The sequence below is a fragment of the Desulfocastanea catecholica genome, assembly GCF_054657295.1.
In genome coordinates this window covers 13,625-35,698 of the sequence record NZ_BAAHYZ010000014.1, presented here as the reverse complement: position 1 = coordinate 35,698, position 22,074 = coordinate 13,625, and the positions used below count along the sequence as shown (strand labels likewise).

The 22,074-nt window shown below is 54.6% G+C and carries 23 protein-coding genes; 11 read left to right on the top strand and 12 right to left on the bottom strand.

Annotation, left to right across the window (positions count from 1 at the left end):
- Positions 1-10: 10 nt before the first annotated feature.
- The 4 genes from ACYQ8U_RS13675 to ACYQ8U_RS13660 form a co-directional block, all read right to left on the bottom strand.
- Complete coding sequence (locus ACYQ8U_RS13675) at positions 11-1,351, bottom strand: ABC transporter permease subunit (RefSeq protein ID WP_459946105.1); 1,341 nt, start codon at positions 1,349-1,351, stop codon at positions 11-13.
- A gap of 9 nt (positions 1,352-1,360) precedes the next feature.
- Entirely contained in the window at positions 1,361-2,536 is a 1,176-nt protein-coding gene (locus tag ACYQ8U_RS13670; protein WP_459946104.1) for a branched-chain amino acid ABC transporter permease, read from the bottom strand.
- A 72-nt stretch (positions 2,537-2,608) separates the two neighbouring features.
- A complete protein-coding gene (locus ACYQ8U_RS13665) occupies positions 2,609-3,805 on the bottom strand; it encodes a branched-chain amino acid ABC transporter substrate-binding protein (protein WP_459946103.1) in 1,197 nt (398 codons plus the stop codon).
- A gap of 382 nt (positions 3,806-4,187) precedes the next feature.
- The gene (locus ACYQ8U_RS13660; RefSeq protein ID WP_459946102.1) at positions 4,188-4,658 is read right to left on the bottom strand and encodes an HAD family hydrolase; all 471 of its coding nucleotides are present in this window, start codon (positions 4,656-4,658) and stop codon (positions 4,188-4,190) included.
- A 313-nt stretch (positions 4,659-4,971) separates the two neighbouring features.
- On the opposite strand from ACYQ8U_RS13660, the gene ACYQ8U_RS13655 reads away from it, so the two are divergent.
- The 7 genes from ACYQ8U_RS13655 (at position 4,972) to ACYQ8U_RS13625 (ending at position 10,333) form a co-directional block, all read left to right on the top strand.
- On the top strand, positions 4,972-5,373 hold the full coding sequence (locus tag ACYQ8U_RS13655; RefSeq protein ID WP_459946101.1) for a HEAT repeat domain-containing protein: 402 nt from the start codon (positions 4,972-4,974) through the stop codon (positions 5,371-5,373).
- Positions 5,370-5,672, top strand: coding sequence for a hypothetical protein (locus ACYQ8U_RS13650; RefSeq protein WP_459946100.1), 303 nt, complete (start codon positions 5,370-5,372; stop codon positions 5,670-5,672). The genes ACYQ8U_RS13655 and ACYQ8U_RS13650 overlap by 4 nt, the downstream gene beginning before the upstream one ends.
- A gap of 198 nt (positions 5,673-5,870) precedes the next feature.
- A complete protein-coding gene (locus tag ACYQ8U_RS13645; protein ID WP_459946099.1) occupies positions 5,871-6,545 on the top strand; it encodes a CAAX prenyl protease-related protein in 675 nt (224 codons plus the stop codon).
- Positions 6,546-6,617: 72 nt separating this feature from the next.
- Positions 6,618-6,830, top strand: coding sequence for an Lrp/AsnC family transcriptional regulator (locus tag ACYQ8U_RS13640; protein ID WP_459946098.1), 213 nt, complete (start codon positions 6,618-6,620; stop codon positions 6,828-6,830).
- 225 nt (positions 6,831-7,055) lie between these two features.
- On the top strand, positions 7,056-7,727 hold the full coding sequence (locus ACYQ8U_RS13635) for a hypothetical protein (RefSeq protein ID WP_459946097.1): 672 nt from the start codon (positions 7,056-7,058) through the stop codon (positions 7,725-7,727).
- A gap of 395 nt (positions 7,728-8,122) precedes the next feature.
- Positions 8,123-8,968 (top strand): 50S ribosomal protein L11 methyltransferase, encoded by an 846-nt coding sequence (locus tag ACYQ8U_RS13630; RefSeq protein ID WP_459946096.1) that lies wholly within the window; start codon positions 8,123-8,125, stop codon positions 8,966-8,968.
- Positions 8,969-8,980: 12 nt separating this feature from the next.
- Positions 8,981-10,333: an FAD-dependent oxidoreductase gene (locus tag ACYQ8U_RS13625; protein WP_459946198.1), complete on the top strand. Its 1,353-nt coding sequence runs from the start codon at positions 8,981-8,983 to the stop codon at positions 10,331-10,333.
- 8 nt (positions 10,334-10,341) lie between these two features.
- Here ACYQ8U_RS13625 and htpX read toward each other — a convergent pair whose 3' ends face one another.
- Together htpX and ACYQ8U_RS13615 are read right to left on the bottom strand one after the other, a co-directional pair.
- Complete coding sequence (gene htpX / locus ACYQ8U_RS13620; protein ID WP_459946197.1) at positions 10,342-11,172, bottom strand: protease HtpX; 831 nt, start codon at positions 11,170-11,172, stop codon at positions 10,342-10,344.
- 170 nt (positions 11,173-11,342) lie between these two features.
- On the bottom strand, positions 11,343-11,738 hold the full coding sequence (locus ACYQ8U_RS13615; RefSeq protein WP_459946095.1) for a GatB/YqeY domain-containing protein: 396 nt from the start codon (positions 11,736-11,738) through the stop codon (positions 11,343-11,345).
- A 100-nt stretch (positions 11,739-11,838) separates the two neighbouring features.
- Here ACYQ8U_RS13615 and ACYQ8U_RS13610 point away from each other — a divergent pair, with 100 nt between their 5' ends.
- Positions 11,839-12,831: an NUDIX domain-containing protein gene (locus ACYQ8U_RS13610; protein WP_459946094.1), complete on the top strand. Its 993-nt coding sequence runs from the start codon at positions 11,839-11,841 to the stop codon at positions 12,829-12,831.
- Between the two features lie 4 nt (positions 12,832-12,835).
- On the opposite strand, the gene ACYQ8U_RS13605 is transcribed toward ACYQ8U_RS13610, so the two are convergent.
- The 5 genes from ACYQ8U_RS13605 to ACYQ8U_RS13585 are packed head-to-tail and all read right to left on the bottom strand — an operon-like array spanning position 12,836 to position 18,155.
- Complete coding sequence (locus ACYQ8U_RS13605; protein WP_459946093.1) at positions 12,836-13,084, bottom strand: hypothetical protein; 249 nt, start codon at positions 13,082-13,084, stop codon at positions 12,836-12,838.
- A gap of 3 nt (positions 13,085-13,087) precedes the next feature.
- Complete coding sequence (locus tag ACYQ8U_RS13600) at positions 13,088-14,827, bottom strand: Hsp70 family protein (RefSeq protein ID WP_459946092.1); 1,740 nt, start codon at positions 14,825-14,827, stop codon at positions 13,088-13,090.
- Positions 14,828-14,832: 5 nt separating this feature from the next.
- Positions 14,833-15,483, bottom strand: a complete 651-nt coding sequence (locus ACYQ8U_RS13595; RefSeq protein ID WP_459946091.1) for a nucleotide exchange factor GrpE — start codon at positions 15,481-15,483, stop codon at positions 14,833-14,835.
- Positions 15,484-15,495: 12 nt separating this feature from the next.
- Positions 15,496-15,819: a J domain-containing protein gene (locus tag ACYQ8U_RS13590; RefSeq protein ID WP_459946090.1), complete on the bottom strand. Its 324-nt coding sequence runs from the start codon at positions 15,817-15,819 to the stop codon at positions 15,496-15,498.
- A complete protein-coding gene (locus tag ACYQ8U_RS13585) occupies positions 15,816-18,155 on the bottom strand; it encodes a tetratricopeptide repeat protein (RefSeq protein WP_459946089.1) in 2,340 nt (779 codons plus the stop codon). Before ACYQ8U_RS13585 ends, ACYQ8U_RS13590 begins: the two co-directional genes overlap by 4 nt.
- A gap of 301 nt (positions 18,156-18,456) precedes the next feature.
- Between ACYQ8U_RS13585 and ACYQ8U_RS13580 the strand changes: the two genes are divergently transcribed.
- Together ACYQ8U_RS13580 and ACYQ8U_RS13575 are read left to right on the top strand one after the other, a co-directional pair.
- A complete protein-coding gene (locus ACYQ8U_RS13580) occupies positions 18,457-19,116 on the top strand; it encodes an alpha/beta hydrolase (RefSeq protein WP_459946088.1) in 660 nt (219 codons plus the stop codon).
- 16 nt (positions 19,117-19,132) lie between these two features.
- Entirely contained in the window at positions 19,133-19,525 is a 393-nt protein-coding gene (locus ACYQ8U_RS13575) for a DnaJ family domain-containing protein (protein WP_459946087.1), read from the top strand.
- A gap of 1 nt (position 19,526) precedes the next feature.
- On the opposite strand, the gene ACYQ8U_RS13570 is transcribed toward ACYQ8U_RS13575, so the two are convergent.
- Positions 19,527-20,249, bottom strand: coding sequence for a hypothetical protein (locus ACYQ8U_RS13570; protein ID WP_459946086.1), 723 nt, complete (start codon positions 20,247-20,249; stop codon positions 19,527-19,529).
- A 213-nt stretch (positions 20,250-20,462) separates the two neighbouring features.
- Between ACYQ8U_RS13570 and ACYQ8U_RS13565 the strand changes: the two genes are divergently transcribed.
- Positions 20,463-22,073 carry a protein adenylyltransferase SelO gene (locus tag ACYQ8U_RS13565; protein ID WP_459946085.1) on the top strand — a complete coding sequence of 537 codons (1,611 nt, stop codon included), beginning with the start codon at positions 20,463-20,465 and terminating at the stop codon, positions 22,071-22,073.
- The last annotated feature ends 1 nt before the right edge of the window (position 22,074 follow it).

Sequence of the window (22,074 nt, the reverse complement as noted above, 5' to 3'; positions counted from 1 at the left end):
CACCCTCTCCTTATTTGGTCTCTTCCATTTCGATTTCGCGTTTGCGCCGGGTGGCGGGAATCAATCCGGCTGGACGAAAGATCATCATCAGGACCAGGATAAGGCCAAAAAGCATGCGCTGGTATTTTGCCGGATCAAGCTGGGGCGACAGATCTTTCCAGGCAAAATTGATAATCGGCATCACCGCGTCGCTCTGCCTCAGCTCATTGAGATAGAGGGAAAAGCCCTGCAGCACCTGGAGATTGAGAATAGTCACCGTCGCTGCACCAAGGATGACCCCGGGAATACTGCCCGCGCCACCGAGAATAACCATGGTCAGCACCCCGATCGACTGCATGAAAGAAAACGATTCCGGACTGATAAAGGTCCTGCTCGCGGCAAGTAACACGCCCATGACCCCGGCAAAGGACGCGCCGACGGCAAAGGCGGCAAGTTTCATCTTCACCAGGGGAATGCCCTGGGCAATGGCGGCGGTTTCATCTTCACGTACCGCTGTCCAGGCACGGCCAAGCTTCGAGTCGTCCAGACGGCGGGTGACAAAAATGATGACGATGATGACGATCAGGGCAAAAATATAAAACATCAGGTTATACATGTCCGCGGGCGTCACATCGTGGCCGACCACGCCGCGGAACACGGCATTAAACCACTCGACCACCGGCTCCGGCATCGAAGGGCGCTGGATGGGGGTGATACCCTGGGGGCCGTTGGTGAAATTGAGCGGTTTATCGAGGTTGTTGGCGAGCACCCTGATCACTTCGCCGAAGCCGAGGGTGACAATCGCCAGGTAATCCCCACGCAGACGCAACACCGGCAGCCCGAGGAGGATGCCCGTCAAACCGGCAATGACCACACCGACGAGCAGGAACATATAAAAGGCATCGCCCGGCAAAAGAAACGGCAGGTCCGACGGCTGCGTACCGGGGGCAAAATGCAGCACATAAAACTGCTGCGACCCGAAAAAAGCCCAGAGATAGGCGCCGACGGCATAAAAGGCCACATAGCCCAGATCAAGCAGTCCGGCAAAACCGACGACAATATTCAGGCCCAGGGCCAGCGCCGCGAAGACACTGATCTGAAAAATAACCTCCAGATAGAAGATATTTCTGACGCCGACAATCGGAATGATAACCAGCGCAAGAATGGTTCCGGCGATCAGCTTGAAACGCAGGCTGGTTGTAAAGAAATAGAGCGACATAAACGAGGTCATCAACACCAGAAAAGCGAGATTTGACCGCGGCTGGCTATAGACCAGCAGAGTGCCGGCCAGGATATGGCCAATGACGATCAAGTACGGCCAGCGTCCCTGATTTACCCGGTTGAACACATCTTTGAGGAACAACGAAATCATGCGACTCTCCTATGCTTTCTGAGCGACGTTTTTGCCCATCAGCCCCTGGGGGCGGAAGATGAGAACAAGTATAAGAATACTGAAAGCAAAAATATCCTTGTATTCAGACCCCGCCGCACCCATGGTGAACACGCCCATATACGATCCGGCAAAGGTTTCCAGCATACCGAGAACAATCCCGCCAAGCACCGCGCCGGTCATATTGCCGATACCGCCGAGAACCGCGGCAGTAAAGGCTTTCAAGCCGGGAAAAAAACCGACAAAGGGATCGATGCGGGTAAATTTCAAGGCATAGAGCACCCCGGCGGCTCCGCCTAAGAGACCACCGACCAGAAAGGTAAGAGAAATGATCCGATTCACATTGATACCCATCAGGCCGGCGGTCGGACGATCCTGGGCAACCGCCCGCATCGCCTTGCCGACCCTGGTGGCATTGACCAGGTAATTCAGTCCGACCAGCATCAGTACGGCGGAGACGATGACAATGATCGACTTCACCGAAATACCCAGGGTGAGCTTGGAGGTGCCCATGGCAATCTTACCGAAGATAATGCGACTGTCAAAATTACCAAAGGTGGGCATGATCCGGTTGAACTGGCCGGAGGTCAAACTTTCCACCAGACGAATAATATCCTGGAGAAGAAAGGAGACACCAATCGCCGAGATAAGCGGAACCAGGCGGGACATGCCGCGCAGGGGTCGATAGGCAACCCGTTCGACGGCGACGGCAAGACCACCGGCGGCAATCATCCCCAGAAGGATGGCGAGAATGAGATAGGCATAGGCCATACCCAGCGAGGCACCAGCCAGAATCCCCAGACCGTCCAGGGCAATGAGCAGCTCCACGCCGACAAAAGCGCCAACGGCAAAAATCTCGCTGTGAGCGAAATTTATGAATTCAAGAACCCCGTACACCATGGTATAGCCGAGGGCGATGGCGGCATAGACAAAGCCGATAGTCAGCCCGTCGATGATGACCTGGGGCAGATTGAGCATGGTATAGGTAAACAGGCTGACGTTGTATTTGTCCATCAGGCTCACGCCGACGGCGGTATCGTCTAAAGCCAGGGCAAGAGCAATAGCGATAGCCGACATGAACGCTGCGCTGCCGCAGGAAAAGGCCATCATCTGGCCGACAGGCCGCACCAGTTCATACACATTTATGCGCTTTAGGAATCGTATCATGATTACTCCCTAACGTTAAAAATCTACCGGCCCTCTGCGGGGCAGAGGGCCGGGCCAAGAACTTAGGAAGTCTTACTGAGGAGGGGCAATTTCAAGAGTCTGAACAACCTTATTTTCGCTCCATTTGGCAGGATCCTTTGATACAACCTGGATAACAAAATAGAGCGCCTTTTCGGGATCACCAATATCATTGAAGGTAAAGGTACCGGTGATACCCTTGAATTCCTTGAGGGCGCGAACTGCCTTGGCAACAGCCTCACGGGTGGGAACCGCATTATCCGCGGCCTTTGCCGCGTCCTCTATGGCTTTCAGGCTGATAGCCATGGAGTCATACGCCTGCGCGGCAAAAGGCTGCGGTGTTGCGTTGTACTTTGCTTCAAAATCCTTGATGAACTTTGCCGTTCCCGCATACACGGAAGCCGGGCCGGAAACGGTGGAATAGAACGTTCCGCCGCCGGCAATCAAGGTGTCGCCGCCGATCTTCGCGGCATCGGAGGAATCAAAACCGTCATCGCTGAGGAAGATGCCTTCATAGCCTCTCTCACGAGCCTGCTTGAACAGAACGGCAGCCTGGAAAGCCATGCCACCAAAATAAACCAGGTCCGGATTACCGGCAACCACCGGGGAGAGCAGCGCGTCAAAGTTCGCTTTTTCTTCCGTTCCTTCAAAACCAAGAACCTTCATACCGTTTTCCGTGGCTCTCTGTTTGAAGAATTCGGCAATACCCTGGCCATATGCGGTTTTATCATGGACAACAAAGACACTTTTTACCCCCTTGGAGCTGGCAAAATCGGCACCGACCACGCCCTGAACATCATCACGTCCAACGATACGGTTGACTTCCAGGTAGCCGCGGGTGGTTACCTTGGGATTGGTGTTGGCCGGGGAAACATTGACCAGACCCGAGGTATGGTACACCTCGGAAGACGGGATCTGCACCCCAGAGTTGTAGTGTCCGACAACGGCGAGAATGGCCGGATCGGAGACGATGCGCTTGGCATTGGCGACACCGGCATCCGGGTTGGCCTGATCGTCGAACGGGGCCAGATCAATCTTGAAACCCATATCAACCAGGGGGCCGCCCAACTGCTCGAGGGCCAGTTCCGCACCACGTTTGATGTCCACACCGATCACCGACTGGTCACCGGACAGGGGAGACTGTGTAGCAATTTTAATCGATTTGTCGGCGGCGCCGACTGAACCGCACAGCGCAAGCGATATGCCTGCTGCAACCATCATTGAAAAGACAGAAAACCTGCGTTTCGACATACTTTTCTCCTCCCTGGTTAACATCATTTATGTTTGGTTAACCATTGCCGTTCCGTTGTCATGACCCAGCACAACAACGGCAATCCGGTCAATGGCACCCTCTGTGACCATGCACGTTCACACAAACAACAATCAAGAGATCCGCTGATAACCTAGACACTTGCAGCAAAACCAGACTTTCTTTTCATTTACCGAGATGTGGCCATTATTAGCTGATAAGCTGTACCCACGCAACAAAATTAGCGGTTTTGGCCGCGGAAGTATCATTTTTTCTGATATTTCACAAAAGTGTAATATAACAGTGCTGATTTTACAATTCTGTCATAAAAAACAAGGAGAAAGAGTGGCGGTGGATGCGGCATGCCATTCTGTTGCCACCCCCTTAATTACGCAGAGTCGCCTTCAACCTGGCCGGCTGCAGGAGAAGGTCAAAGGCATCGCGGATATCCGTACAGACTATGTCCGCCTGCAGGATCGCGGCCATACTTGCCCCCTCCTCCTGGATCAGCGCAATGCCCAGCGCTGCGCTTTTCAGCATGAGCCGATCATTGCGGCCGTTGCCGATCGCCGCCACTTTTTCCTCTCCGAGGGAACGAACATAGGCGTCCTTGAGGCGGTCCTGTTCTTTTGCCCCGATAATATGCAACGCACAGGGCAAACCAAGCAGTTTCTGTGCCACCGTGCCATGGGTATCGGCGGTAATGACATGCAGTTGCACATGACTCGCCAGCTCGGCCATTTTTTCCGCCACCCCGTCAAGCAGATCCCCGTCCAGTGCCAGAGTGCCGTTATAGTCGAGCACCAGATGCGACAGTCGCAAAGTCACCGCACCAGGTATATCCACCTCTATCATTTTCTACCCCCATGTTATTTTTACCGGTGTGTACCTGATCCCCGGAAAGCCACAAGAGAAAGCCCATACAAAATCGGATGACAAGATGGCTAAGTAAAAAACTTCATATGCGAGGCGTAAGATTTTTAAATTATTTCGGCGTACTAAAGTACGTCGTAATGATATAAAAATTGAAACAACGAAGTAGATGAAGAGTTTTTACGACGCCATCAGCATTTTCCTTGCTTTTCTGGGGTAATACAAGCACTTTATGATGAGGTTGGCAAAAAGAAAGTCACTTTCTTACCCGAGAATTCTCTTATCACAGCACATTATGCAACCACAGAACGAAGTCAGCGACGAGGAATTAAAGAAAGTCATTGCCGATTTTCTTGACCAGGGCCATGTGGACAATATTGTTGCCATGTTCCGCCGTGAACCGAAATATTATGCCTGGACCGGAGAGCTCCTCCGCGACGAACGGTTCAGCGTGCGCCTTGGCGTCAGCGTCCTTTTTGAGGAACTGCAGGCAATCCAACCCGAAAAATTACTGCTCGCCATTCCCTCGCTGGCCGAACTGCTTCTGGCCGATGAACCGCTGTGGCGCGGCGAGGCGGTGTCCATTCTCGGCATCATCGGCACGCCGGAGGCCCTGGCGCAGATCCATCGTCTGCGCAACGATCCGAGTGCGCAGGTGCGGGAAATGGTTGCACTGGTACTGGAAGAATCCCCATGAAAGAAAAGAAAATTGACGAAATTTCTCCCGCACAATCAACGAAATCGGCCAGGCGCATTCCCTGGTGGGTGAATGTCCTTTTGGCGATAGGCAGTTACTGCACGTTAAAGTATGTCGTGCCGGAACTTCACCTGACGCATCCCACCTTGCAAAAACTGGCTCAGGCAGCACCGACCTTTGCCCCGCTGACGACTCTTCCTTTTTTGCTGCTCGCGGCCAAACAGCTCTATGATGTGGATATCGACGAGGTGCACAAAAACAAGCCGGACGATGGTCCGGATGAAAATCCGAAAAAATAAGCCTCTGCGACAGTTGCCGCTTGCCTTGCATTAACAGTTTCTACCAGGTGCCAAAATGAATGATATCAGCGCACTGTGCAGTAGCAATTTTATCTTTTTTTATTTCGAGAATCTGTTATCTTCTTCCCTGACAAATATATTGGAGCGTAACCACAGCACGGTTTTTTAAAATGACATAAACATAACCTAACGAGACCAATGAGCAATCTTTTAAAGCAACTTTGGGAAAAGCCTTGGCTCCCCTATGTCTTTCCATTTGCTCTCTTTTTATTATTAACCGAGCCTGCTCGGTTTTTTCCAGCTTTGATTCCTTTCCTTTATACCGCCAAAACAATCACTGTCGGGGCTCTGCTCTGGTTCTGGCGACAGAAATTTGCGGCAGATCTTTCATCTTCTCTTTCTTTTCGTGAGTTCGTGACGGCTTTTCTTTGTGGTCTGCTGGTACTGGTTATCTGGATTATGTCGAAGGGATATCTCTTTGAGGTCGGCCAGAGTGCAGGTTTTGATCCTTATTCAATGGGCTGGTCTCAATCGGCAGCAATAGCACTGATCTGCGTGCGTTTAATTGGTTCGTCTCTGGTTGTGCCGGTAATGGAAGAATTGTTCTGGCGCTCCTTTTTGATGCGATACCTGATCAATCCTGATTTTCGCTCCGTACCCCTGGGTGCTTTTACCTGGTTTTCTTTTATTGGTGTAGCCGTTTTATTTGGCCTTGAGCATTATCAGGTGGCTGCGGGAATCATCGCCGGGCTGCTTTATGGTTTCCTGCTTGTCCGTCAAAAAAATCTTAAGGGTGTTATCCTGGCACATGCAGTGACGAATTTGGGCCTTGGAATCTATGTTGTGGTAACCGGAAACTGGATGTTCTGGTAAGAACATGCAAAACCTTCCGCTATTCTTCCTGCAAGACTTTACAACCTTAATGATTCCCTTTCAATTGCCCCCATGCTTGACGCAACAGACAAAAAGATCCTCACCCTCCTGCAGGAAAACGGCCGTATCACCAACGCCAGACTGGCCCAGGAAGTGGGGTTATCGCCGCCTGCCGTGCTGGAACGGGTCAGGCGGCTGGAATCCTCCGGCATCCAAAAAGTGAAGACCTCTTTTATCCTGGAAACATTGAAAAACAGTACCGCATTAAAACTGATGGCTTCGTAAAAAATTTTTTTTAGCGGAATCGACAGATGATAAAATTGCCATAACAGGGTATATGGGAGAAACTTTGCATTTCCCCATTTCAACTAACCCCGGTAAATGGAAAACAAGCCGGGATAAGTACCTTGAGACAGATTATGTTCTTGCAAAAAAACAAGAACATAATCTGTAAGCTACTAACATGATCAACCCACTTGATCGACCAATTTGACCAGAGACCAGAATACCATGAAAAACCAGGACGAGCTTATTACCCAGGCTACAGCAATCATAACAATGGGAGAAAAAGTTCTCGCCACGGAAACCAGTGACAGCCAGTCAAAATCCCTTGTCAACGAAGTAAAATTCCACGACTTCAGAATCAGTGTTCTTTCGTATCTCGGCCGCGTCTTTAGCGAGATGAGTCCCTATTACGAAAGCTTTCGAACCGAAGTCACCCACCACACGGCCAGCCGCACCCGCAGAGGGATCGGCATCCTGACGGCGGCCAGAAGAGAACTGCAGGGAGACTGGCTGGAGACGACCAGCGGGGCGATTTCCCGCAATATTCTAATCGACATGCTTGGCCTGGCCAGGGCGCAGTTCGACCAGGGTAACCATTGTGCAGCGGCCGTTATCGCCGGGGCCATTCTCGAAAAACAGCTGCGCAACCTGTGTCTGGCCAGAGGCATCGCCATCCACAATGAGACCCAGGGCAAAGCCGTTGCCAAGAAAGGGTTGCAGTTGACCGGAGAGGCATATAAAAAGAAACTGTACGACAGGCAGGACAACAAGGCGGTCGTCGGCTGGCTGGAACTCTGCGATGCTGCGGCGAAAGGGCCGGTTGAGGAGGTTGATAGTGGGCAGGTTAAAAATATGCTTAATGAGATGCAGGCTTTTTTAACTAAGATTAAGTATTGAAAAGGATGGTGACGCTGGAGCGTCCAGGCTACGTTCCCACGCTGGAGCATGGGAACGAGAAGCAACCAGAACCACATTCCAGGACGGTCCTGCCCCTGCGCTTCGACACTTCTTCCTGGTTCCCACGCTGGAGCATGGGATCGAGAAGCAACCAGAACCACATTCCAGGACGATCCTGTCCCTGCGCTTCGACACTACTTCCTGGTTCCCATGCTCCGGCGTGGGAACCTCAATGCACGCTCCGGCGTGAAGGTTTTAAGCGCCGGCCCGTCGCAGCGCTTGGTTATTGGACGCTGGAGCGTCCAGGCGGCGTTCCCACGCTGGAGCGTAGGAACGAGAAACCACTGAAATGCAGGCTTTTTTAACTAAGATTAAGTATTGATAGAGATTTCATTATGCATCCCGCACTCCTGCTTCGCCCCGACACCTTGCTGTTTATCTATTATATCGAGGGGATCGTCCCCGCTCTGCACACGGATGAGGCGGAGAATTTTATCGGCAACTGGGTGGAAGACGACTTCAGCTTTCTCTTTTTTACCCAGCCGGCCCCGGAAAAGGTGCAGGAAATCCTCGCCGATTTTCCGCAGCTGAAGCTGCTCGACGAGTATGAAATGACCTATGCCGACTGGCAGGGCGGCAACATAGGACCGGTGCGCATCGGCCGTTTTCTGCTTAACCCAACCTGGCTCAAGGCCTCGCCCGGCGAAAACGATGTGGCCATCACCCTCGCCCCGGGCGTGGTGTTCGGCAACGGCGCCCACCCGACCACCCAGGCCTGCCTTGAAGCCATCGATATCGCCTGTGCCGGGAACCGGGTCAAAACCATGCTCGATCTCGGCTCGGGTACCGGAATCCTGGCGCTGGCCGCCGCCAAACTCGGCTGCGAAAGAATCATCGCCGTCGACTACAATTATCTGGCCACGCAGACCGCCCACGTCAATGTGTCGCTGAATAATCTCGACGGGCAGATTCTGGTGGTCAACGGCCGGGCAGAAGAACATACCTCCGTCGCCACCGACCTGCTGGTGGCCAATATCCACTATGATGTAATGAAGGATCTGGTGCGCACCGACGGCTTCCTTAACCAAAAATGGTTTATCCTCTCCGGGCTGTTACGCAGTGAAGCGGAAAAAATCATCCAATTTCTGCATAGCCAGCCGGTTCTTATCCTGAAACGCTGGAACCAGGATGATATCTGGCATACCATTCTCGGTATTACCAAGTCCTCGGAATCTGAGTAAAACAGGAGGAAAATTGTGACAAAACTTATCGTAATAGGCGGCGATGCAGCCGGAATGAGTGCGGCGTCCCAGGCACGCAGACTGCAGCCGGACATGGCAATTACCGTTTTTGAGCGGGGGCCGTACACCTCTTTTGCCGCCTGAGGCATCCCCTATTATGTCGCCGGGCTGGTCGACACAGAGAATGCACTTATTGCCAGAACGCCCCAGACGTTTCGCGAAAAACACAATATAAACGTCCATACCGGCCATGAGGTGCTGGCCATTTCTGCCGAGCAGCAGACTGTGCTGGTCAAAGATCTGCACACGGGTGCGGAGCGCCGGCACGACTACGATGAGCTGCTCATAGCCACCGGCGCAGGCCATCGACGACCGCAACTTGACGGGATCGACAGCAGCAATATCCACGATGTAAACACGCTGACCAGCGGCACCCGCTTAAAGCAGGTCCTTGATAGGGAACAACCGCAAAAGGCGGTGATTGTCGGCGGCGGTTATATCGGGCTGGAAATGGCCGAAGCGCTGCACCTGCGCGGCCTGCAGGTCACCATGGTCCAGCGCGGTCCTCAGCTGATGCCCACCCTGGATGAGGATATGGGCGAGAGGCTCGGCAATTCGCTGCAGCAAAGCGGGATCGTGTTGTATCGCAAGGAAGAGGTGCAGGGGTTCACCGTCAAAAACGGGCGGGCAATAGGCGTCGTCACCGACAAGCGGACCATTGCCACCGACCTGGTCATCCTCGGCCTGGGCGTTACCCCGAACAGCGGACTGGCAAAGGATGCCGGCATCCCTCTTGGACCCAAAGACAGTATCAAGGTCAACGAGCTGCAGCAGACGGAAACGGCGCACATCTGGGCGGCCGGCGATTGCGCCCAGGCCTACCATCTGGTCAGCCGCAGACCGGTCCATGTGGCGCTGGGCACCGTGGCCAACAAGCAGGGCAGAGTCGCCGGCAAGAACCTGGGCGGGCAATACGCCACATTTCCCGGCATCGTCGGCACGGCGATCAGCAAATTCATGGATACCGAATGCGCCAGGACCGGGCTCAATGAAAAAGAGATCGAAGCCCTCGGCTGGCAGTACGCGGTCGGCCGAATCGACGCCAACACCCTGCCTCGTTACTATCCGGGATCGGCGCCGATATGTGCCAAGGTGCTGGCGGAAAAGGGCTCGGGGCGGCTGCTCGGCGCCCAGATAGTCGGCGGTCGCGGCTCGGCCAAACGTATCGACACCGCCGCCACCGCCCTGCATGCCGGTTTTACCCTGGAAGACATGCTCTACCTTGATCTCAGCTACGCCCCGCCCTTTGCCGGGGTCTGGGATCCCCTGGTCATTGCCGCCCGAATGGCGTTAAAACAGGTGTAAAAACTCCCTTACAGCTTCTCCAGCGCGGCGATCCGATCCTCGATGGGTGGATGGCTTCGAAACAGCGAGGCCATGCCGCCCTGTTTGGGACGGATACCAAAAGCCGCCACCTGATCGGGCAGATGCGACGGCTCGTGGTGCGCCTGCAAACGGCGCAGGGCACTGACCATCTTCTCCTTGCCGGTCAGATAGGCCGCGCCCTTATCGGCGGTAAATTCTCTTTTCCGCGAAAACCACATGACGATAATCGAGGCAAACAGGCCAAGAATCAGCTCAAGGACGATGGTCACCGCCATATAGCCCATAAAGCCCAGGCCGCCGCCCTCTTCATCACTGCTGAGGAAGTTGTTGATAACATTGGCCGCCATGCGTGACAAAAAGATAACAAAGGTGTTCAATACCCCCTGGATGAGCGAAAGCGTCACCATATCGCCACAGGCCACGTGGGTAATTTCATGGGCGAGCACCGCCTCGACCTCATCCTTGGCCATATTCTGCAGCAGCCCGGTGGAAACGGCCACCAGGGCGGAGTTTTTCTTCATGCCCGTGGCAAAGGCGTTCATGTCCGGAGAGTTGTAAATCGCCACTTCCGGCATCCCTATCTCCGCCTTTTCGGCCATGCGCTTGACCGTATCGTAGAGCCACTGTTCCGTCGGGTTACTGGGAATTTCGATCACCTGTGCCCCGGTCGATTTCTTGGCGATCCATTTGGACATGGCCAGAGAGATAAACGAACCGCCCATGCCAAACAGCGCCGCCATGAACAGCAGGCCGGTAGTGGACCTCGAGTCGATGCCGAAAACGGTCATGACGATACCGAGCAAGATCAGTATCGCCATGTTGGTCGCTAAAAACAGAATAATTCGTAACACGTCATTCCTCCAAAATTGTTATTATCCTTTTCCCTGCCGATGTGAGATAAAGATCACTCCCGTGCAGAACCTTTTTTAATCAGGAGTAATGATAAACATCCTTTTTTTCGTCACAAGAAAAACCGGCAGCAGGTAGGTTAGAATTTCTCCAGTACTTTCTTCACTACATTGCCGTTCACCGCACTGCCGAAATGCTGCATGATCGGTTTCATCGCCTGCATCTTGCTGCCATAAGCGGAGAAATCGATATTCTTTTCAACCCAGGCGAAAATCTCCTCTTCGCTGGCCTGCTTCGGCAGATATTCCTCCATAATGGTCAGAAAGGGCGAACTTTCCTGCTTTTGCGCGGCGAGCAGTTCCCGCTCCGATTTTATCAGCTTTTTGACAATGGCAATGACCTGCTCATCACTCAAGACCTTTTCCGGCTGACGGGCAAACTCACCCATAAGAATACGGATAGCCCCGGTCCGCTCGGTATCTCTCGCCTTCATGGCAACTTTCAAATCTTCCCGCAAGGATTCCTGTAAAGTCATATTGTTCTCCTGAAAATAATGGTGGTATATTGTAGAAGGTAAAAACAACTTACGATACCATCTTCATTCGCTAAACAAAACAGGATTCCCCTCATCGCCCATGATAACGGTCACCGCGGCAATTATTGAAAAGGACGGCCTCATCCTCGCCGCCAGGCGAAAGCCCGGCAGCCATCTGGCCGGGTACTGGGAGTTTCCCGGCGGCAAACTGGAACCCGGGGAAACGGAAAAACAATGCCTCGCCCGCGAACTGCGCGAAGAGTTTGACATTCACTGCCGGGTGAACGATTTCCTGGCAGAATCGATATACGATGACGGCATGAAGGTGATCAGGCTGCTCGGTTACCGCGTCCGCCACCTGGGCGGTAGTTTCCAATGCCGCGATCACGACCGGATAGTCTGGCTGCCGATCGAAGAGCTGCAGACGCTCACCTGGGCTCCGGCGGATATTGTCCTGGTGGAAAAACTGGTGGAGGAACTACAGGAAGAAAAGCACATCGAGACCACGCTCGCCTATTATCGCGACAATGCCGCAAGGTATGTACGCGAGACCATTGATCTTGACGAGCATCAGCCGATGCGCCGACGTTTTCTCGAGCTGCTCGCGCCGGACAGCCTGCTCCTCGACCTCGGCTGCGGCTCGGGGCGCGACAGCCGATATTTTCTCGAGCACGGCCACCGGGTAACCGCCGTTGATGCGGTGGCGGCCATTGCCGAGTGCGCTGCGGCCTATCTCGGCCGGCCGGTGCGGGTGCAAAAGGCCGAAGACCTCGACGAGGTGGCCATCTACGACGGCGTCTGGGCCTGCGCCGGGCTGCTGCATATTCCCAGGTCGCGCATCGAAGCGACCTTTGCCCGTATCATACGGGCCCTGCGGCCGCAGGGCATATGGTATATGTCGTTCAAGAAAGGCGAGTCGGCCGACCTGGATGCCCGAGGGCGGTATTTCAACAACTATACCGTCCCGACGATGCAGCAGCTGCTCGGGCACTTCCCCCAGCTGCGAATCATCGAGATCAGCGAGTCCTCCGCCCTGCTGCGCGGGGAAAAGCAGCAGTGGCTGAATGTTCTGGTGGTCAAGAAGGGTGAGTGAACGACTAAGACTTGTTCATATTCTGCACAAAGCCGGCTAAAGCCTGATAAAAATCCGTTGCATGAAGGTCTTTGGCGGCGGCCGCCTGCTTTGCCGCGGCCTCGATATCCCCGGCTAACAGCTGCTTTACCGCCAGGCGGGAACTGATATCCGCCGCCGATTCGATGGCGTAGAGAAGACTCAGATCGGTCTCGCAGCGCGGGCAGATGGTCCGCCCTTTCAGCCGGGCCCGGCATTGAGGACAACGTTCCATCGGTTACGACTCCATATAGAAAATGATCTCGGACAGCTCCTCCATCGACTCCTCGAGGAGGTCCATTGCCCCATCGGCCAGGGCCTGATCAATGGCTTCAAGCAGCTCGATCATATCTTCCCGGTCGTCTTCCCCCGCCTTATCGAGAAGACTCCGGGCTTTTTCGATCAGGGCTTCGACCTGCACCTTGCGGCTGTTGCTTACCGTCTTCGTGCCGGGACCGACAGCTCCTGCTGCATCGCCGAACAGTCGACCGATCTTCTCCCGTGCCTGCCGCAGCGAATCCCCGGTCGAAACGGCCAGGACATTGTCGATGGTAATGGATTTTTCCAGACCGGTGGCTTTTTCCTTCGCGCTCACCTGGAGGATGCCGTTTGAATCAAGGGCAAAAGTCGCGATAACTTCACTGCCCTGGCGACACTTCGCCAACCCCTCGACGCGAAAACGGCCCACCTCGAGGTTGTCCAGGGCATTTTCCGCCTCGCCCTGATAGACCTTGATGTCGACCTCCTCCTGATAATCGACCGAGGTGTAGAAAACCTCACTCCTGGTCACCGGCACCGGACTGTTTTTTTTGATGATCGGCACAAACTTATTCAGGGAAAAACTGCCATCCACTTCGCCGATGGCACTGATGCCGAAGGTATACGGGGTAATGTCGACCAATACCGCATGCACCTCCTCGCCGGCGATCATCGCCGCCTGCAGTGCGGCTCCGCCCGCCACACAGAGATCAGGGTCAACCTCGAAGCGCGGCGGCATGCCGAACTCCAGCTCCAGCCGCTCCTGAACCAGCGGCGTACGGGTCGAGCCGCCGACCATGAGGATCTCGTCGATCATCGAGGCGGTCAGTCCGGCATCGCGCAGCACCAGATGGACGGCGTCCAGGGTCTCGTCGAGCAGCGGCGTGATCATCTGCTCATACTGCCTCCGGGACAACTCGGCCCGAAAGTGATACGGCGCCCCATCGCGGTCCAGGAGATATTCTTCCTCAACCAGGGCAAAGGGCTGGGAAGACAGCTGCTTCTTGGCATTTTCCGCCGCCCGGTGGATTCTCGCCTGGGCCTGCCGGGGAATGTCGCGCACCCCCTCTTCCTGCAACTGCTCGATGAGGTACTGTTCAATCAGCGCATCGAAGTCGTCGCCGCCCAGTTTATTATTGCCGTGGCTGGCGATCACCTCGATGACATCGTCCTGCAGCTCGACCACGGAGACATCGAAGGTCCCGCCACCCAGATCGTAGACGAGGACCTTCTTTGCCCCTTTATGGCCGCTTTCATAGACCAGGGTTGCCGCGGTCGGCTCGTTGATTATTTTCACCACCTCCAGACCGGCCATCTCGCCGGCCTGCCGGGTAGCCTGCCGTTGGGCGTCGGAAAAAAAGGCCGGAACGGTGATAACCGCCTTGGCCACCGGATAACCGAGCGAGGTCTCGGCAATATTTTTCAGATGGCGCAGGATCATCGCCGAAATTTCCTGGGGCAGATAGGGCTTGTCACCAAGAAGCACCGGATCTGTCTGCCCCATCAATCGCTTGATCGATTTTATCGTCCGCTCCGGGTAGAGGACAAACTGGTTCATCGCCGGGCCGCCGACAAGCAGGTTATTATTGTCATCGAGGCCGACATAGGAGGGCAGCAGCTTGCCATCCGGGCCTTCAATAATTGTTACCGTGCCGTTTTCGTACAAGGCCACTTCCGAGTTGGTCGTTCCCAGATCAATGCCGAGAATTTTTTCCGCCATAGCTATTAAACCTCTGTTTTATTGACAATCACCTCGGCCGGACGAAGGCTTGCGCCATCCTGCCGAAATCCTTTTCGACTTTCGTGCAGCACCAGGCCATGGGCCCGCTTCGGGTCCGATTCACTGCCCACCGCCTGCATGCAATGCGGATCAAACGGTTCGCCGACGGCCTCTATCGCCGAGACACCGCACTGGCGCAGCAGCTCAAGCAGGCGATCAAGGATCATCTGCTGCCCCTCTCTATGCACCTGCAGCCACTTCCGGCTTTGCTGCCGCCCCGGCAGGACTCGCTCGAACAGGGATGGTGCCGGGAGTTGCCCGGCCAGACCGGCACTCAAGCGATCGTACAAATCGAGCAGGCCGAGCACAATCGGCTTCTGCGCCGCCCGAGCCAGTTCGCGATCCTGTTGCCGAAGATGCTCGAACATCCTGCTCACATCGGCATGGGCAGCATCGAGGGAGGTAAAGACCTGGCGAAAATCATCGAGGGCCCCCTTCAGCTGCCGCGATTCAATGCGCACTTCATTTTTCAGACCGGCCAGCTCATTGAACAGGGTCATCCGGTCGACAAAGGCCTCCTGCGGCTCGGGCAGAAACTCGGTTTCCAAGTAGCTGCGAAACCGGGCGACCAGCTCTTCTTTCTGTTGTTCATCCATATATATTTACCATCACCCTTTCAGGGTCGTGCAGAACCGTTGCAGATTGAGGCGGAGCTGCTGCTGAAATTCCTCTCTGGTGGGACGGTCTTTTTTGGCAAGCGGCGCAAGCAGCAAGGCGGCGATATCTGCCGGTTCGGGGACGACGCAGTGAAACAGTCGATAGGACAGTCGGTCTTCCTCCGTTTTGATCTGTTCGTAGGCCCGCTGGATGCGCTGAAAATCTTCCGGACACCGTTCCGGCGGATAGCGTCGGACCATGGCGAGATAGGCCTTCTTTATCCACGCATCATCAGCAGTTTCCGCCACCTCGAGAATATCATAGGGATTTTTCATTCTGGATCATCAAAAAGGTTAAGTTGCCGCCCACGCACCGGCTCGACTTTTGGTTTTGCCTCGGGTTCTTTGTCTCTTTTGGCCTTCTCCGGGATTTTGAACGGACCGTCGTCAAAATAGTCTTTTTTATCATGTTCACGGTCGCTGCGATACACCCTCAATCGCCTGTCGGCCTCGAGCACCTCCTCGATACGTTCCGCCATGGTAAAACAATTCTTTCGCTCAAGCTGGTCGAGCACCCTAACGGCCAGATCGGCCATATCATCGGCAATGATTCTGTTCCTATGCTCGTATTTGCCAAGGAGATACCAGGCGGTTACTTCCGGATCATCGGCAAACTTTTTATATAATTGCGCCGAACACTTGGCCAGAGCGCTAGACAGCCCGGCATGATCCAGGGCCTTGCAGATCGATAGACCCTCATCCCGGCTCCATTCCAGTTGGGCCGCCCGGGAAAAATATTTTTTCAGCAACTGACAGATCTCATGCAGCGCCAGCCATTGGTCGCCGTCAAAATCCAATATCCAGCTCATCAAGCGAAGAAACTCGTTCCGATCTACATCCGCCGTCGTCGTGACCGATAGCAGTTCTCGGTCAAAATCTTTCCGCCGGCCCGGCGGCAGACGATAAAGGCGTGCCTCCAACGCCGTGAGCAGATGACCAAAAAAGAGCGAGCCGTTTTCCCGCCGTCCTGCCTCGATCAACGCCAGACCCTCCGCATTATCCTGCACGAGCTGGAGCATGCCGAGACAAATACGGTGACGGCCGCGCAGGCGGACCGCTTTGACACGGGTATCGGCAGCCAGCAGCTCCTGTTCCGCGAGCAGCCATTTTTTCTGTTTCGCCAGCTTGCGGCCATGTTCCAGACGGGCCTGCACCAGGAAATCAAGGGCGCTGGTATTGATCGGATCGATGGCCAGAACCCGCCGGGCCAGACCGGACGCTTTTTTGTAGGCACCCTTTTGGCCGCAGGCCTTCATGGCGGCGATGAGAATGTTGACGTTTTCCGGCAGCTTCTTTACCGCATCATTTATAATGGTGTATTGCTGCGACCAGGAAAGATGGCGTCCGGCGAATTCCGCCGCGCCAAGCCATGTCGGCACATGAGAGGGATCATATTTCAGACTCTCCAGCATGGTCGCGAGAATATCTTCCACATCATAGACCTCATACCTTTCCAGGGGCATGAGCCGTGCCTGGTGACGCATGACCAGGGCAATTTCCTTGTGCCGGGCCTGATCCTGCTCATCTATCGTGTCGAGATACTCGTCCCAGGACATGACCGCAAAATCAAAGGCTCCATCTTTTTCCGCAGCCAGCGCGCTGATACGACAGGTCTCCGGCTTGTCGAAGTCGGCACTCTGCTGCAGGACATCGAACGCTTGGTCATGACAAAACGGAAGAATATTTTTCATTATTTCGATGCGTTGCCGACGGGTAAAACAATGGCCATGTTTGCGGACAAGACGATAGAGACTGGTCGTCTTGCCATCGGTCTGGGATAATTCAAGTAAAAGCTGGAACTGCGGCAGACTCAGACCATACTGCTCACGCAGCAGCTGATGGTCCTGTTTCGGCGCGGCAGCCAGGGTGTGCAGAAGGGTTTCCGGCGGGGTATCGGCGGCAAGATATCCGGCGGCATAGTGAAAATACGGCGAGTCATCTTTGATCTTGCGCAGAAACGCCTCACCTTTCTCCCTCACCAGGCCCAGTTGCAGCAGACCGGTCAACAGCGTGCGCAGGTCGCGATAGGGCGAGCGAAGAGGGATCTGCTTCAAGGCGTCTTGCGTCTCGCTGTCCCGACCTGCAAAAAACTTCTCGAGAGCCGCCAATGCCGCGCTATAATGCTGCGCAATCGGTGAACCCTCACCAAAATCTTCCGCACGCAGCCCTTCGACCCCGGCGACCAGCAGGGCGCCGAACAGGGCCTCCAGGCGGGGTAGCCGGTCAGGTGCCATTGTCCGGCAACGCTGGGTATAGAGCCGGGCGGCTTCGGCAAATCTGCCGGCCCGCAGCAGCAGGGAGAGCTGGAGAGCGTCGACCTGAGCATCGGGACAGAGACCGATCATGGTGTCGAGCATGACCATGGCCTCCTTGATCATCGATTTGGCCGCCAGGGCCTCGATTCTGCCGACGTACGCCTGGGCAAGCCCCTCGAGAACCTGGGGGGAGTTTTCTCCTTGCTTGAGGAGCTGTTTGAAACAGAGGAGCGCATCCTGAAATTTTTCTTCGCGAAGAAAAGCAGCGCCTTTTTCCTGCAGCTCGTCCGGAGACAGGGTGACCAGAGAGGCGACATTATGCCTGCGGCCTCGGACGTTTTTCTTTTTCTTTGCCATGAATATTTCTCTGCAGTGGGATTTTTTTCCGTGATGAACAGAGAAACAAAGTAGAGCGAATTGCCGATACACGCAAGTACTTCCTTAGTACCTTACAAATTGTTTTCTTGTTTTTTTCAAGAAAATAATTTGTCCCAAGATACTTATCCCGGCTTATTTTTCGTTTACCGGGGTTGGCCTTTTTACTCAGGGAATGGGAATATATTTTGTGATGGATATTTTTTTCGATATTTTCTACTATGGGCTTTTGAATATCGATGCATACCCACTCCAGCAACAAGAACCCAACAAGGAAAACACGATGCCGCTCTTACCCGCTATTGAACTGGAAACACACGCCAACCCCGACAGCACGGTTATCTGGCTGCACGGCCTTGGGGCGGACGGCAACGACTTTGCCCCCATTGTCCCGGAACTGCACCTGCCGGCCGAGCTGGCGGTTCGGTTTATTTTCCCCCATGCCCCAGCTATGCCGGTAACGGTTAACGGCGGCTTCGTCATGCCCGCCTGGTACGATATTTTCGATATGACCATCGACAGAAAGGTCGATATTGCCGGCCTGATGGCCTCCGCCGAGCAGATCAACGCCTTTGTCAGCCGGGAACTCGAACGGGGCATCGACAGCAAAAAGATTATCATCGCCGGGTTTTCCCAGGGAGGCGCGGTCGCCTATCAGGTGGCCCTCAGCCACCCGAAACCCCTCGGCGGGCTGCTGGCCATGTCCACCTATTTCGCCACCGCCGAGCTCATTGATTACAGTGCGGCCAATATGACCATCCCCATCAAAATCCAGCACGGCACGGATGATCCGGTCGTCCCGGAACAGCTCGGCCGCAAGGCCACCACCCAGCTTGTCAAAAAAGGCTACAGCGTCAGTTATGAGAATTATCCGATGGAACATGCCGTCTGTCCGCAGCAGATCGGCGATATTTCCCGGTGGCTGCGCACCATCCTGATTTAATTACATTGGAGATCCCATGGATTCACTAGCGTTTATTGCTGAACAGAAAATAGCCGAGGCCATGCGGGAGAGGGATCTGAACTCGCCGAAGTGGAAAAACAAACCCCTGCCGCTCGATGATGACAGCTTTGTGCCCGATGACCTGAAAATGGCCTATAAGATCCTGAAAAACAGCGGTTATCTGCCACCGGAAGTAGAAGAGCGCAAGGAGATCAAGAAACTGGAGGATTTGATTACCAGAACAGACGATGAACACGAACGGCTGAAGCAGATGAAAAAGCTCAATGTGCTGCTGATGAAAGTCGATGCCCGGCGCCCCTTCTCCTCGAATATCTCCAGCCAGCACGACTATTACCGCAAGGTCGTGGAAAAAATCACCCTGCATTCCAAGGATAAGGGCGGGAAATAATCTACTCTGGCGACAGATTTAATTCCTTCGTGTCCAAGGTAGCCTTCAGTAAAAAGATACCGACGGGGATATACGAGGCGAGGGCCAGGGCGGCAATATACGGAAAAGTGACCTTGGTTTCCGGAGAATAGATCAGCAGATAGGCAACCAGCAGCGGCATCTTATCAAATTGAAAAAAGGTAAAAAAACCAAGAACAAAGCGCCGCATCAGATCGGGATGACGCTCCGATGTTCCCTTGGAGGCGCGATAAAACAGATAACAGGAAATGGACACGCCGACGAGAAACAGGCCGGTACCGAGCAGCACCTCCATGGTCAGGGAAGAGGGATCGGCGGACAGTTTCTTGGCATCGGAGGGAAACCAGTACACCGACGACAGAAAAAGGCTGACCAAATAGCCGCCGATCCCGCCAAGCAGATATTTAAAGTGAACGGCGGAAACCTGCTCTTCCTGCACCGGTTTTAATTTTACCAGAAAAAGCGCAACGGTCATGCCGCTGAGAATCAGCCCGAGAGCAAAATAGGGCCAGGCGGGCACCTTCTCATACACCGGGAAAAAAATCCGCTCGGCATCAATGGGCAGGACAAACAGCACGCCGAAGAAAAACGAGCAAAACGCCCCAAAACCAAGCAGCAATCCCGTCATCATCCGCCCAAGACCGGTAAGGTAGCTCAACCCGGCCACGAAAGAGGCAAAACCCGCAATAAGAATTCGAACTACCATCTGTTGGTCTTCTCCTTTATTATGTCCCCCGATCAATGAGTCCCTATGTACTGATAACTATTATCGAACAATCTCGCAACGTTCATTAATCGGGGGACAAATTTAATATGGGGATATAATACGTTCCAGATTAAATTTGCCACCACAATGTGCCATGCTTACTTATGTTAAAACGTAACATAACGCTCAAATACAAACAACTCGGACAAATTCATGAATACCCAAATTCCCAACCAGCTCACCACCCCCCTGGTTTTCGACAACCGCTTCGTCGAACAGCTGCCGCCCGACCCGCAAGCCGACAATTATCGTCGCCAGGTCAAGGGCGCCTGCTATTCGCGGGTGCAGCCGACCAAAGTGTCCAAGCCGCAGCTGGTCGCCTACAGCCGTGAAGCGGCCGATCTGCTCGACCTGTCCGAGGAGTTTTGCCGTTCGTCCCTTTTTACCGAGATCTTTGCCGGCAATGATCTTCTGCCCGGCATGGATCCTTTTGCCATGTGCTACGGCGGCCATCAATTCGGCAACTGGGCTGGACAGCTCGGCGACGGCCGGGCGATCAATCTCGGCGAGATCGTCAATAAAGACCACAGGCGGTGGATGCTCCAGCTCAAAGGGGCCGGACCGACCCCCTATTCCCGGCAAGCCGACGGCCTGGCAGTGCTGCGTTCGTCGATCAGGGAATTTCTCTGCAGCGAGGCCATGCACAACCTGGGCATTCCGACAACCCGGGCACTGAGTATCGTTACCACCGGGGAGCTGGTCACCCGGGACATGTTTTACGACGGCCACCCAAAGAACGAGCCGGGTGCCGTGGTCTGCCGGGTGGCGCCATCGTTTCTCAGGTTCGGCAATTATGAAATCCTCACCGCCCGGGGCGAGACCGCGCTGCTGGAAAAGCTCGTCGACTACACCATCCGCACCGACTTCCCCCATCTGGGCGAGCCGTCGATTCCGGTCTATATCGAATGGTTCAGCGAGATATGCCGGACCACCGCGGCGATGATCCTCCACTGGATGCGGGTCGGTTTTGTGCACGGGGTGATGAATACCGACAATATGTCCATCCTCGGCCTGACCATCGACTACGGGCCCTACGGCTGGCTCGAAGGCTATGAGGCACAGTGGACGCCGAACACCACCGATGCCCATGGGCGGCGCTACAGCTTCAGCAACCAGCCGCATATCGGCCAGTGGAACCTTCTGCAGCTGGCCAACGCCATCTATCCCCTGGTGCGGGAAGTTGAACCGCTGCGGGAAGCCCTCTCCAGCTACAATTCGCTGTTTCTCACTGGGTGGAACGACATGATGGCGGCAAAACTTGGCTTGAAGAGTTTTCAGGCGGAGATTGATGATGCGCTTATCGGCGAACTGGTGGAGATCCTCCAGCTGGTGGAAACGGATATGACCATTTTCTTTAGAAACCTGGCAACCATCCCCAGCGACATCACCCTGCACAGACCGGAAGAACTGCCGGCAGCTCTTTGCCAGGCACACTATACGCCGCAAGAGATATCCGATGACTACCGCCACCGACTGGGCGACTGGCTGCAGGCCTATAGCAAACGTCTGCGGCAGGACAAGGTCCCGGATAATCTGCGACGGCAAAAGATGAACAGCGTCAACCCAAAATACGTCCTGCGCAACTACCTCGCCCAGCTCGCCATCGACAAGGCCGAGGCTGGCGACTTTGCCCTGGTCAATGACCTGCTCGACCTGCTGCGCAAGCCCTACGACGAACAACCGGACAAAGAACACTTTGCCGTAAAACGCCCGGACTGGGCTCGCAATAGGGCGGGATGTTCAATGCTTTCCTGTAGTTCGTAAT